The sequence below is a fragment of the Flavobacterium sp. ASV13 genome, from assembly GCF_000745775.1.
Classification (GTDB): Bacteria; Bacteroidota; Bacteroidia; order Flavobacteriales; family Flavobacteriaceae; genus Flavobacterium.
Genome location: NZ_JQJY01000001.1, coordinates 644,975 through 659,562 on the forward strand (window position 1 = coordinate 644,975; position 14,588 = coordinate 659,562).

Here is a 14,588-nt window from a genome sequence, read left to right on the forward strand (position 1 = left end):
TTTAGAAATTAACATTTAATCCAAGTGTAGTAATCATTGGCGAAGGATAACGCCCGTTATCGATACCTGTTAAAAGAGCATCTTGATTTAACGAACCAACTTCTGGATCATACCCTTTGTATTTCGTGAATGTCAAAATATTTTGAGCATTTGAATACACTCTGATATTTGAAATTCCGTATTTAGAATATAATTTCTGAGGCAGATTATATCCAATCGAAATATTTTTAATTCTCACATAAGAACCATCTTCTATAAAACGGTTGCTGAAACGGTAATTTGATGACGAAGCCGCTGATGATGCCGCAATTCTAGGCATATAAGAATCTCCTCCAACAATGTGAACGTTACGATAATCGTTTGGCCCTGTTGGATCAATTAATTCCAATTGTGCATATCCTAAAGCAGAAGTCAATAAGTTTGTGTTTTCACGAGGGTTTTCTAACCAACGTCTTTGGTAGTTTGCAACATCATTTCCGTAAGAACCCGTTACCAAAACGCTTACATCAAAACCTAAGAAAGAAAATGAGTTGTTAACGCCAAAAGTAAAATCAGGATTTGCATTACCAATATAATCGCGGTCTTTTTCGTTGATTACACCGTCTTTATTGATGTCTTCAAAAATATAATCCCCAATCCAAACTCCGCTTTCACCAATTTTCATTCCTTCAGGCAAAGCAGTTGGCTGTACCATACCGTTTTTGTCTTTATAATAAAAGTCAGTTGCATTTTCAAAACGGCCGATTACTTTGTATCCGTAGAATTGACCAATTGGTTCCCCAACGGCTGTACGTGTAACAATCGTCACATCTGAACCTTGCTGAATGCTTTTATTCAAAATTCCTGTTTCAGTATTTAAAGCAAGAACTTTACTTCTGTTCATTGAAAACGTAACATTTGATCTCCAAGTGAAATCTTTTCTGTCCATGTTTAAAGTATTCAATGTAAAATCAACACCTTTATTTTCAAGCGAACCAACGTTTACCCAAGGAGAAGATGTTGCTCCTTGTCCTGTTGTACCAACGTAAGCCGGAAGAGGCAATTGTAAAAGCAAATCATTAGTCTTTTTATAGTAAACATCTGTAGTCAGTTCGATTCTGTTGTTTAAGAAACCTAAATCAAGACCCACGTTTGTCTGAGAAGAAGTTTCCCATTTTAGATCCTTATTTGCTGTATTGGCAGCAAGAAGTCCTGTACCCCAATTTGTTGCAGAAGCATTATATGTCGAAGTATAAGCGAAGTTTGGTACATTTTGGTTACCTACTTCTCCCCAACCAACGCGTAATTTCATATTGTTAACCACTTTGCTGTCTTTTAAAAATTCCTCATTTGAAATTTTCCAGGCTACTGCAGCAGATGGAAACCAGCCCCAACGATTTTCTTCAGCAAATTTTGAAGAACCGTCACGACGAATAGTCGTTGTCAATATGTATTTGTCACTGAAAGAATATATTAATCTCGCAAAATAAGATTTTAAAGCACTTGTATTACTTGCATTTGAGTTTTTAGCCGTTGTTGCATCACCAGCATTTAAGTCTGTTGCTCCATTAGTCAAATATCCTGAACGATAACCGTAAAGATTTTCCCAATGTGACTCTTGCATCTCTTGAGAAACCATTGCATTAATATTGTGCGAACCGAACGTTTTATTATAATTCAACGAATTTGTCCAAAGCCAAAAATCACTATTTGATTTTGTTCTGGTTCCTTCACGAACATCATTTACAAGAGCGCCAAAAGTATAAGATGGACTGAAAGTATAATTATTTGCAAAACTATAATCTAAAGAGTATTGCGTTTTTAATTTCAAGTCTTTTGTAAAACTGATTTCAGCATAAGTGCTCGCTCTCATATTATAATTGATATTATGATTGTCTTTGATAGAAGCCAGACCAATTGGGTTGTTTTGAACAAATTCAGTTGTATCTGGACCGTCAAAAGTTCCGTCTGCGTTACGTACAGCAACGTTTGGAGTTTGTTTAAGTGCCGTCAAAATCAAAGCATCATCATTAACAGTTGTCGTTTGATTGGTTTTGCTCATTGCAAAATTTACACCCACTTTAAAATAGCTTTTTAATTGAGAATCAATAACTCCTCTTAAATTGAAACGGTCAAAACCAGATCCGATAGCAATACCTTCCTGATCTAGATATCCAATTCCCATTGCATAAGTTGTTGCATCATTACCTCCAGAAGCTGATAAGTTATAACTCTGCATTAGGGCAGTTGTGAAAAGTTCTTTTTGCCAATCGGTTCCTTCTCCTAATAAATCAGGTCTGATGAAAGTATTGTCACGTTGTACAATTCCTAAATCTGAACGCGTGTTTTTAAGCGTACCATATTCTTTTAAATTTAGCAAATCCAAGTGTTTCGGAATTTCCTGCCAGCCTACATAACTGTCAAAATTAAGCGCTAAATCTCCTTTTTTTCCACGTTTTGTTGTAACGATAATTACTCCATTTGCCGCTCTTGATCCATAAATCGCAGTTGCTGAAGCATCTTTTAAGACATCCATCGAAACAATATCTGAAGGATTTATAAAAGATAATGGATTTGAAGTCGTTGAACTCGCCGTACCATCGATGATAACACCATCAATTACATATATAGGTTCATTTGATCCATTTAAAGAACTAATTCCACGAATACGAACCGAAGAACTTGCTCCCGGCGCACCGCTGTTTGCCTGAATTTGTACACCCGCTACACGTCCCTGCAAAAGCTGATCGACAGTAGTTGTTACCGATTCTGCAACTGCTTTACTTGATATAGAAGATATGGCGCCAGTCAAATCGCCTCTTTTCATGGTACCATAACCTACTACCACTACTTCTTTCAAGTCATTTAAATCTTCTTCAAGCGTAACATTTATTTTGGTTTGATTAGCAACAGCTACTTCTTTGCTTTTATATCCGATGAAGCTGAAAACTAAAACTCCATTAGCCGGCAATGTGTGAATGGTATAAGCTCCATCAAAATTAGAAACAGTATTAATATTAGTTCCTTTTACAATGATGTTAACTCCAGGTATTGGACCATTTGCATCTGAAACTACTCCAGATACTGTGGTTTGGGCATTTACTGCAGCAGAAAATACAAACATCAGGAACAGCATCCCCAGATTTTTAAAGTATTTCCATTTGCTTTTAGCAATTAAAAAGTTAGTCATAAATGGTTAATTTAATTAGTTAATAGTTATGGTTAGTTAGTTATTTTTTGCAGACTCATTATTTAGTATACATTTTGATTAAATGAAGCCAAAACAAATCTTTATTTGAACAAATATATATAAAATGCAATAACACACAACCGGTTGTGCGATTTTTTTATTAGAATAATTAAAAAAAATACTGTTTTAAAAACATATAATATAATTATTTTGCTAAAATTTTAAAAATAATACAAAACAGGTTCAATTAATCACGAAAACGTTGTAGATAAATTAGAGATTGGATCGATTAGTTAAAAAAAAAGCAAAAATTAAAAATCAGTTTTCTTTTAAATTCTACTTACAATTATAAGACAAAGGAAATTGTAAGTAATCTGACAGTTGTACTTAAGCATTGTGGGAAAATTGCCAACGAGCCTATTTTATTCAGAAAAATAGACTTAAAAGACAATCGGTTGCTCATAAAGGCAAAAAAATCCCGCTATTGTAATAGCGGGATTTTATAGTATAGAAATTTAAGCCGTAAATTACTTTATGTCTTTTCGATGTGACGATTCTCTAACCAAAACTTCGGTATTTAAGAATGTAATTTCCTGAACTTCACTCTCTTTAAGTGATTTTAAGTTTTTTATGATGATTTCTGCAGCTGCTTTTCCCATTTTTTCTGCAGGATGGGTAATTGTCGATAAATTAGGATCGATAATTTCAGAAATCGGGTCGTTATTAAAGCCAATAACCGCTAAATCTTCAGGAACTTTTATTCCTCTTTTTTTCGCAGTCTGAACGGCGCTCACCGCTATAATATCTCCCGATGCAAAAATTCCGTCTGGAATTGGTTTCAAATCAAATAATTTGTTGCTTGCTTTTACTCCATCTTCATAAGTAACCGATTTCAAATCAACAATCAATTCCTCAATTATGGGCAAATTATGATCCCTTAAGGCTTCCATATAGCCTCTTCTTCTCTCATTATACAGATTTCCAAATTCTGCGCCAGCAGTCAAATGGGCAATTCTAAGACAACCTTGCTCAATAAGATGCTTGGTAGCTTTATAACCAGCCGAATAATTATCAATTACAACTCTAAAAGTATTGTAATCTTTTGGAACCCTGTCGACAAATACCAGAGGAATATTATTATTTGAGAATTGTTCAAAATGAGACGTATCACGCGTTTCCATAGCAAGCGAGCAAATAACACCGCTCACACGATTACTGTACAATGATTTAGCCATATTTACTTCATCTGCATACGAGTCATGCGACTGCATAATAATTACAGAATAGTCGGATTTTTGTGCCGTAATTTCAATACCACTAATTAAGGATGATAAAAACGGCTGAGTAACCGTTGGAATCAAAACTCCAATGGTTTTTGTTTTATTACCGCGCAAACCTGCTGCCAGAGTATTAGGAACAAATCCCATTTCCTTGGCTGCTTTTTTGACTTTTTTTATGGTTTTATCACTTATTGAATGATGGTCTTTTAAAGCTCTTGATATTGTGGAAGTTGCTAAATTCAACTTCTCTGCAATATCGTAGATCGTTACATGTTTATTCTCTTCCATGAAATAAATAATATGAGATGTAAATATAAGTTATTTTACAACATTATATGATTTCTAAATTTGACTTGAATTAATTGCCTAATTATCTAATTTTCAAATTATCTTATTCGTCATACATTTCCATCCAAAGTCGTGTTTCCTCAAGATCCAGCTCTTTTTCAATTTTTCTAAAAATCTCTTCGTTTACAGCACCATTTTTATGCATTACTTCTAGTTTAGCTCGCTCAACATTCAACAGATCAATCTGAAGTTTTGTAAAATCATTAAAAATCTCCCCTCCCATTACATTTCCTTTTCCGAAGAAATTTGCCGGAAGTTCTGTTTTCTGCAAACGATTAAATTTTACTTCATATTTGCTTTTAATATTATGGAGCAAATCGTCATTAAGCAATGAAAAGTTATCTTCAATGTGTGCAATAGTCTCAGAAACAATCACATTTCTAATTTGATATTCCTCTGCTAAAATAGAATAAGGTTGTAATTTTAATTTTCGGATAAGCCACGGAAGTGTAAGCCCCTGAATAACTAATGTTGAAAGGATTACACAGAAAACTAAATAAATTATTAGATTACGAAATGGAAATGCTTCTTTTTCGCTTATCATTAATGGCAAAGCCAATGCAGCAGCCATAGAAACCACGCCACGCATTCCAGACCAGCCAAAAATAATCATATTGCGATAATCAAATTCTTCGTTTTCACGGATTCGTTTGCTAAGAAATCTCGGAAGCAATGTTGCCGGAACAATCCATAAAAAACGCACCAAAATAACAACAGCACTTATACTCGCTCCCCATAAAAACAAAGCAGTTCCCGAATAATTACTGATTCCTGCAATAATATGACGCAACTGAAGTCCGATTAAAATAAAAATCAGTCCGTTTAAAATATTTGTCAAAATATTCCAGATCGTTCCAGCCATCATACGGCTTTCATGAGTAAAAATTTTACCAGATCTTGCCGATAGAAAAAGACCTGTTGTCACAACCGCAAGCACTCCCGAACATTCAAAATGTTCTGCTATTAAATAAGATGCAAAAGGAGTTAAAAGTGTCAGCGTTGCCTCGATTATATCATCACAAACAAATTTTGTATGAATAATGCTCATCACATATCCAACAAGCAATCCTATTGCAATTCCTAAAGTCGACATGATAAAGAAGTTCAAACCTGCTTCCCAAAGCACAAAATTCCCTGCTACAATAGCTGTAAGCGCATATTTATAAGCTACAAGTCCGCTCGCATCATTAAGCAGACTTTCACCTTCAAGAATGGCAATTAATCTCGGATGCAATCCAAGTCCTTTTGTAATTGAAGTTGCTGAAACTGCATCTGGAGGGGAGACAATTGCACCAAGCAAAAATGCTAACGGCCAGGAAATATCATCTATAAGCATATGTGCTGCTACAGCAACGGAAATTGTGGTAAATAAAACCAGTCCGACTGCAGCGAGTGTAATTGGGCGAATTGTTTTTTTAAACTCAAACCAGCTTGTGTACCAGGCTGCATGATATAAAAGCGGTGGCAAAAATATAATAAATACTACTTCCGGATTTAAGGCTATAACTGGCAAATCCGGAACTGTGCTGATTGCCACACCGCAAAGAACCAATACAATAGGAATTGGAAAATTATACTTTTTGCTTATTAAGCTTAAAAAAGCGACTCCAAACAGTAACATGATAATTACGGTTATATTCTCCATGTAAAAATTGTTTTTTGGTTTTTGAATTTTGATTCCATTCGGAAATGGCCACTAAATTAATATTTAATGAGAATTATATCCATTTTTGTTTTATAAAATAAATTTTAAGACTGAATTAAACTTTTATCTCTCTTATATGTCTTATAGAAGAAAAAAAATCTTAAAATATGCTTAAGACCAAAGTTTCTGAGCCAAATAAATTGATTTACTGATATTAATTTTTACATTTGCGTTATTTTTATTTATTCTAAATAGAATCATTTTCTGTAAATGATTTAAGCCAAAAGAATAAAAAAGTTTAACTAATTGAAAAACAACAAATACCAAAATATGAAAAGGAATATCTTTCTTTCTTTAGCATTAACTACCGCTTTATTTGTTAATGCTCAGCAAAAAAACACATTATTAGAAGCTTCATTTTGGAAAACAACTCCAAATACAGAAACAGTTAAAGCTGAAATTGCAAAAGGAAACAATCCTGCAGAAGCCAATGCAAATGCTTTTGATGTTACAACATTAGCCATTAACAATGATGCACCTTTCGCAACTATAACATTCTTATTAGATCAGCCGGGAAATCCTATAAACAAATCTACACACGATAATCGTATTTATTTGCACTGGGCTGCTTACAGAGGCAATACCGAATTAGTAAACTATTTAATATCAAAAGGATCTGATGTTAATTTTGAAGACAGTCACGGAACTACACCACTTGTTTTTGCTGCAGGCAACGGACAATCGGATCCGGCACTTTACGAAGCCTTTTTCAAAGCTGGAATTGATCCGAAGAAAAAATATAAAGACGGAGAAAACTTATTGCTTTTAGGAATTCCATCTGACAAAGATTTAAAACTTGCCGATTTTTTAACTACAAAAGGATTATCATTAAAAGATACTGACAAAAATGGCAGCACTGCATTTGATTATGCAGCCAGAACAGGTAATATTGTTCTTTTGAAAAAATTACTAGACAGAAAAGTAAAAGCTACTGACAATGCTCTTTTATTTGCTACACAGGGAAGCCGTAGAGAAACAACTTCACTTGAAACTTATAAATTTTTAGTTGAAGATTTGAAACTAAAACCAACTGTAACTTCAAAATCTGGTGATAACGTACTTCATTTATTGGCAACAAAACCAAATCAAAAAGAAATTATTGCTTATTTTCTTTCAAAAGGCGTTGATGCAAATAAAGTAAACAATGATGGAAATACGCCATTTATGATTGCTGCAGGCGCGAGAGAAAATGGCGCTTTAGAATTGTTATTACCAACGGCAAAAAACATCAATCTGCAAAATCCAAAAGGAGAATCGGCTTTGACAATGGCAGTAAAATCAGGAACTCCTGAGGCTGTTGCGCTTCTTTTAGGAAAAGGTGCTGATGTTAAAGTTCTTGATAAAGACGGAAATAATTTAGGTTTTTACTTAGTTCAAGCTTACAGACCAGACCCTAAACAAGATACTTTTGATGCTAAAGCAAAACTTTTACAAGAAAAAGGATTGAATCTTGCTACTCCGCAAAAAGACGGAAGCACTTTATATCATTTTGCAACCGCAAAAAACGATCTTTCTTTAGTAAAAAAATTAGCTTCTTTAAATATTGATGTAAATGCAAAAAATAAAGACGGAATCACTGCACTTCATAAAGCTGCAATGGTTGCAAAAGATGACACTATCTTGAAATACTTGCTTTCTATCGGTGCTAAAAAAGAACTTACAACAGAATTTGACGAAAGTGCTTATGCTTTAGCAAAAGAAAATGAGTCTTTGACAAAACAAAACATATCAATCGAATTTTTAAAATAAAATTAAAAAGTTATGAATTATGAGTTTTGAGTTCAATTCGTAACTCACAATTCTTAACTCAAAACTCATAACTCATAATTCATAATTCATAATTAAAACACATGAAATCAATTCTAAAAATCGCACTTACAAGTGTTCTTATCTGCCTAATCTCTTTTCAGTCTAATGCACAAGCAAGTAAATATAAATGCATGCTTCAAATGGCAAATTATATGGGAGAAGGTGCCTATATCGTGGTTTCTTTAATCAATCCAAAAGGCGATTACGAGAAAACACTTTATGTAATGGGAGATGATAAAAAATGGTACAAATCATTAAAAGAATGGAACAAATTTCATACTGCAAAAGGCGATGATGTTAGTGCTATCTCAGGTGCGTCAGTTACTGGAGGAGACAGAAGTGTTACCACTTTCGAAATCGATGATTCTAAAATCAATAAAGGATACAAATTACGATTTGAATCGGCTGTTGAAGATCAAAAATATTATGTAACTGATTTAGAAATTCCATTGACGACAGCTGGTCTTGCTGATAAAACTGACGGGAAAGGTTACATCAGATATGTAAGATTAAACAAAATTTAATACCTTACATTCCAGATTTATATTTGATTACCCTTTAGCTTACATTCAATGACTCTTTCTTTTTGGCGTTACACACACTTAGCCTTGGCTTTGTTTTCTTCTTTGTTTTTACTGCTGGCATCCGTTACAGGAATTATTTTAGCCGTAGATGCTGTACAGGAAAAAACTTTGCCGTACAAAACAGAAAATTTTGATACCTTAACTTTAGGTCAAACGCTTCCTGTTTTAAAAAAGAAATATGCTGAGATTACCGAATTAAGTGTCGATTACAATCAATTTGTAACGCTTCAGGCAATTGATGAAGATGGAAATGACATCAATGCTTACATTGACGCTAAAACAGGAAAAACACTAGGAACTCCTGCAAAAAAAAGTGAATTTATTCAATGGATTACAAGTCTTCACCGCTCTTTGTTTCTTCATGAAACGGGGCGTTTTTTTGTTGGCGCAATTTCGTTTTTATTATTCCTGATTGCAATTTCAGGATTTATGCTTGTTTTGAGCCGCCAAAGAGGAATTCGTAATTTCTTTTCGAAAGTAATCAAAGAATATTTTGCGCAATATTATCATGTTGTTTTTGGAAGATTAGCTTTAATTCCGATTTTAATTATTGCCCTAACCGGAACTTATCTCTCGCTTGAAAGATTTAATTTTTTCATGGGAGATGAAAAAGCAAAACCTGTAAAAACCGAACTTTCAGCAGAAGCCAAAAAAACTTCAATTTTTGAAAAAACGCTTTTAGCAGATGTAAAAAAAATCGAATTTCCTTTTACAGATGATCCAGAAGAATATTATATCATTGAATTAAAAGACCGCGAAATTGAAGTGAATCAGGTTACTGGAGCTGTAATTACAGAGAAACTTTCACCAATGACAATTCAACTTGCAGCCTTGAGTCTTGATATTCATACAGGAAGAATAAATGCTATTTGGGCTGTTATTCTAGTAATTTCCTGTTTAAATATTCTATTTTTTATTTATTCCGGTTTTGCAATAACTTTAAAAAGAAGATCAAGCCGAATTAAAAACAAATTCAAAGCTCTAGAAAGTTCTGTTATTCTTTTAGTTGGTTCTGAAAACGGAAGCACTTTACGCTTTGCGAATGCTATTCTGAAACAATTAATCGATCACGGACATAAAGTGCATATAGCTGAATTGAATAATTTTACTGTTTTCCCAAAAGCAGAACATATTATAGTTTTCTCATCTACTCATGGTTTGGGAGATGCCCCATCTAATGGAGGGAAATTTGTTTCATTACTAAAGAAATACAATCAACAACAAAAAATCAATTTTTCTGTAGTTGGTTTTGGATCAAAATCGTATCCTGATTTTTGTGGATTTGCTATTGAAATCGATCAGCTTTTAGAACAACAAAATTGGGCAGAGCGCTTTTTAGAATTGCAAACTGTAAACGATAAATCAGCAACCGAATTTGTGGAATGGATTAAGTTATGGAGTGCCAAAACTGGAATTTCATTATCGACAACGCCATCCGTTTATAATCATGTTCCAAAAGGATTACAGAAATTAATGGTTTTAGATAAAACTTTAGTTTCAGAATCCGAACAGACTTTTTTAGTGACTTTGCGCGCCAATATGAGAGCCAAATTTACTTCTGGCGATTTACTGGCTATTTATCCCGCAAACGACAGTAGAGAGCGCCTCTACTCGATTGGAAATCATTCTGGAAACATACAATTGGTTGTCAAACTTCATCCGCACGGATTGGGATCTGGTTTCTTAAATAATTTAGAGCCAGGAAAAGTTATAAAAGCAAGAATTATAAATAATCACGCTTTTCATTTTCCGAAAAAAGCTTCGAAAGTAGCTTTAATTTCAAACGGAACCGGAATCGCGCCTTTTCTTGGAATGATTGAACAAAACAAGAAAAAAATCGAAACACATTTGTACGCTGGATTCCGAATGGAAACTGAAATGGTTTCTAATTATAAAAAATTTGCTTCTGAAATGATTCAGAAAAAACAGTTGCAAAATTTTCATTTGGCTTTATCGCGTGAAGCAGAACATTTTTACGTCATGGATTTAATTAAAAAAGATGCCGATTTCTTTGTTGATTTATTAAGAGAAAATGGCATTATCATGATTTGCGGTTCTCTCGCTATGCAAAAAGACGTTGAAACTATTTTAGATGAATTATGTCTTGCAAATGGGCTGAAAAATGTATCCGAATATAAAAATAATAGGCAATTACTAACCGATTGCTATTAAAAAATTTATATCATGAAGCCGAAATTATTATATCGAATGCTATTGCTTCTTGCAATTTTATGCTTCTTTTCTGGCAATGCTCAGGTTTTGCGAAAAAGAACCACTCTTTTGATGGGCGGGCGTTTCGACATTACAATTGTAGCAAATGATTCATTAGCAGCAGAGCAAAATATTGATTTGGTGATTGCCGAAATCTCACGAATTGAAAATTTAATATCCGATTGGAAACCAACTTCGCAAGTTTCCGAGGTCAATCAAAACGCTGGGATAAAACCGATAAAAGTTGACAGAGAAGTTTTTGAACTTGTTCAAAGAGCCATTAAATTATCTGAAATAACGAACGGCGGTTTTGATGTAAGTTTCGCGGCAATGGACAGAATCTGGAAATTTGACGGTTCCATGACCGAAATGCCTTCGACGGAAGCCATAGAAAAATCGGTTGAGAAAGTCGGTTACAAAAACATTATTCTGGATAGCGTTCAATCAACAATATTTCTAAAATTAAAAGGAATGAAAATTGGTTTTGGCGCTTTAGGCGAAGGTTATGCAACCGATAAATGCCGTGATATGATGCTTGCAAAAGGAATTAAAGCCGGAATTATAAACGGTTCCGGAGATATGAGTACTTGGGGAAAACAACCAAACGGAACGCCATGGAAAATTGGCATCACAAATCCTTTTGATCCTGAAAAACTTCTTGCAGTTGTGCCACTTGAACAGCAAGCTGTTACTACTTCTGGCAGTTACGAAAAATTTGTCGTTTTTAATGGCAAACGTTATTCGCATATTATTAATCCTGCAACAGGTTATCCTGCAACCGGTTTATGCAGTGTAACGGTTTTTGGTCCAAATGCCGAAACTGCAAATGGCTTAAGTACTTCTCTAATGGTTTTAGGACAAAAAGAAGGTTTAATTTTGCTTCAAAAATTTCCTGATTACAGCTGCGTTATAATCACCGATAATGGAAAAGTTATCCAATCAAAAAACTTTCGCATTAAAAAAATCAAAGCTAAATTTTAGTTAAGTTTTTCCTTTATTTCCTTACTAATAATAAGAAGTAGCTTAAAAAAATTTAAATTTGAAAACCCCTAAATTCATTCTTAAATTATGATTCAAAAAAGAAGTTACCTCTATTTATTTGCCTTATTAACTCTCTTATTTTTCGCGCCACACACCTACTCGCAAACTGAAACGAAAAAGAAGGAAAGCCGTTCTAAATTATTCGAAGAAACTACTACAGACAGTGATTACTTAATGGCAATTGAAAAAGCCGGCGAAGTAATGGAATCTGCCTATAATGACGCCGATTTTGACAGCGCTTCTCACCATCTTTTTGGCGAAATCAAAAGAACACAAAGTAAACTTGACCTTATTTTAGCAAGTTTAAAAGGCGCAAATCCTAATGTGCGTAATCAACAAATGTATCATACGGTTCTAAAAGAGCTTCAATTGCAATTGGACGAGCAGAATACGGCTATTAATTTACGCAACCAAAATCTTGAAAAAATCAAAAGGCGATTTATAGATCTTCGCAAAGACAAAACTTTAACCGGACTTTTAAAAGATACTATTCGACGTAAACAGTTCAAAAAAGAATTTGCGAATCTTAAAAAAAGATATCTTGCTACTGATAGTTTAATGACCAAAAATCAAGGGATTTTAAACGCGAAGAAAAGATTGACGGTGCAAAGAAAAATTGCAGTTTCAAACGCTTTAATTACGGTAGAAAATAATCTGGAAAAATCTGGAATTAGTATGCTGCATAAAGAATATCCTTTCTTGTGGAATATTAACGATTCAATTCCTAAAAAAACGGTCAGGCAAAATATTGGCGCTAAAATAGCCATTGAAGAAAATGTTGCCGCTTACTATCTCAGCTATCGTACCGGTGGTTTAATTACTTTAATTTTCTTTATAGGGCTTTTGTGTTGGTACATTTCCCGAAATTTAAAATATCTAAAAACCAACGGATACGAAGAAAAACTTTCTCATTTTAATTTTAAATATTTAAACAGAGGCGTTCTGCTTCCGGCCATCGTAATTGGTCTTAATATTGCCGTTGTCAGCAATTTGTATGCTCCGGCGATGTTTTTAGAATTAATGCAGTTATTTCTACTCGGAATTCTGACTTTGTTGTTTAAAAATAAATGGTCGGTAAAATCGATGAAAAACTGGATCCTTCTTTTAGGATTGTTTTTTGCCCTTTGTTTCCTCGACTTATTTATAGAAGTGGGATTATTACAGCGTTGTGCTTTTATCATCATTAATATTTTGGGAATTCGTTATGGTTTAATTCAAATTAAAACGATAAAAGATCAATTGTATATTAAAGGTTTCTTTAAGTGGGCTAGCATAATTTTTATTGGCTTAAATGGCTTGTCGATACTTTATAATTTGTTTGGAAGAGTTTCACTTTCAAATATGTTGAGCCTGACTGCTTTTATTTCGCTTACGCAGATTGTTGCTTTGAGTGTATTACTGAAAATAATTTTGGAAATCGTTATTTTACAGATTTATACAACAAGAATCAAACGTGGTTTCGAAAAGATTTTTGATCACGAAAGCTTATCTGATACACTAAAAAAACCCTTCATTATTGTAATCAGTTACATGTGGCTGGTGGTAATTGCATCCAATTTAAATGTTTGGGAATCGCTACGCACTTCTTTGGGTTCGTTGTTGAGTCATCCGAATACTATTGGAAGCATTACTTTTACTTTAGGAAATATTGTTTTGTTTTTCATTATCATTTGGATTGCCCATCTTTTACAAAAATATGTCGCTTACTTTTTTGGTGAAATTGATGACGAGAACGAAGAAAATGTCAACAAAAGACAACATTCTAAACTATTAATTACCAGACTTATTGTTTTGATTGCTGGTTATCTTTTGGCTGTTGCGGCTTCAGGAATGCCATTGGATAAATTGAGTATTCTTTTAGGCGCACTTGGTGTTGGTGTTGGACTTGGACTTCAAAATGTGGTAAATAATTTTGTATCCGGAGTGATTTTAATTTTTGATAAACCAATTCAGATTGGAGATGTTATCGAAATTAGTTCAGAATCCGGCCGAGTGAAATCAATGGGATTACGAACTACCAAAATCAATGCGCCAAATGGTGCTGAAATCATTATTCCGAATGGAAATTTATTGTCTCAAAACATTACAAACTGGACGTATACAGATAACTTTAAACTTGTCGAAGTTGCAATCGAAATCAATGGCGACACAACTCCAGAAGCTATAAACGAAATTGTAATGCAGGCGCTTGAAAGTTTACCTCTAATTAATCTGGAAAAAGCACCTCAACTATATTACACTGCAATTTCAGACGGAAAATATAAACTGCTGATTAAATTCTGGTGCAGTATTTACCGTACCGAAGAAACAATAAGCAGTGCACGTCAGGTTTTATTCAGCAATTTTAAAGCAAAAGGATTAACTTTCTCAACTTAAAATTTTAAAATAGAATACATTAAAATCAAAAAACGTCCCGAAACTCGGGACGTTTTTCTTTGTCA

General features: G+C 33.8%; 8 protein-coding genes. 5 read left to right on the top strand and 3 right to left on the bottom strand.

Annotated features, from left to right (window positions below; genetic code table 11):
* Position 1: 1 nt before the first annotated feature.
* From GQ47_RS02800 to GQ47_RS02810, 3 genes are all read right to left on the bottom strand, one after another.
* A complete protein-coding gene (locus tag GQ47_RS02800; protein ID WP_035644527.1) occupies positions 2 to 3,169 on the bottom strand; it encodes a SusC/RagA family TonB-linked outer membrane protein in 3,168 nt (1,055 codons plus the stop codon).
* 527 nt (positions 3,170 to 3,696) lie between these two features.
* The gene (locus tag GQ47_RS02805) at positions 3,697 to 4,737 is read right to left on the bottom strand and encodes a LacI family DNA-binding transcriptional regulator (RefSeq protein WP_035644530.1); all 1,041 of its coding nucleotides are present in this window, start codon (positions 4,735 to 4,737) and stop codon (positions 3,697 to 3,699) included.
* Positions 4,738 to 4,840: 103 nt separating this feature from the next.
* Complete coding sequence (locus GQ47_RS02810) at positions 4,841 to 6,442, bottom strand: Na+/H+ antiporter (RefSeq protein WP_035644532.1); 1,602 nt, start codon at positions 6,440 to 6,442, stop codon at positions 4,841 to 4,843.
* 330 nt (positions 6,443 to 6,772) lie between these two features.
* Between GQ47_RS02810 and GQ47_RS02815 the strand changes: the two genes are divergently transcribed.
* From GQ47_RS02815 to GQ47_RS02835, 5 genes are all read left to right on the top strand, one after another.
* Positions 6,773 to 8,251 (top strand): ankyrin repeat domain-containing protein, encoded by a 1,479-nt coding sequence (locus tag GQ47_RS02815; RefSeq protein ID WP_035645164.1) that lies wholly within the window; start codon positions 6,773 to 6,775, stop codon positions 8,249 to 8,251.
* A gap of 101 nt (positions 8,252 to 8,352) precedes the next feature.
* Positions 8,353 to 8,835 (top strand): DUF2271 domain-containing protein, encoded by a 483-nt coding sequence (locus GQ47_RS02820; RefSeq protein ID WP_035644535.1) that lies wholly within the window; start codon positions 8,353 to 8,355, stop codon positions 8,833 to 8,835.
* Positions 8,836 to 8,883: 48 nt separating this feature from the next.
* Positions 8,884 to 11,067, top strand: a complete 2,184-nt coding sequence (locus GQ47_RS02825) for a PepSY domain-containing protein (RefSeq protein ID WP_035644538.1) — start codon at positions 8,884 to 8,886, stop codon at positions 11,065 to 11,067.
* A 12-nt stretch (positions 11,068 to 11,079) separates the two neighbouring features.
* Positions 11,080 to 12,087 (top strand): FAD:protein FMN transferase, encoded by a 1,008-nt coding sequence (locus GQ47_RS02830; protein ID WP_035644540.1) that lies wholly within the window; start codon positions 11,080 to 11,082, stop codon positions 12,085 to 12,087.
* Between the two features lie 87 nt (positions 12,088 to 12,174).
* On the top strand, positions 12,175 to 14,523 hold the full coding sequence (locus GQ47_RS02835) for a mechanosensitive ion channel family protein (protein ID WP_081909304.1): 2,349 nt from the start codon (positions 12,175 to 12,177) through the stop codon (positions 14,521 to 14,523).
* The last annotated feature ends 65 nt before the right edge of the window (positions 14,524 to 14,588 follow it).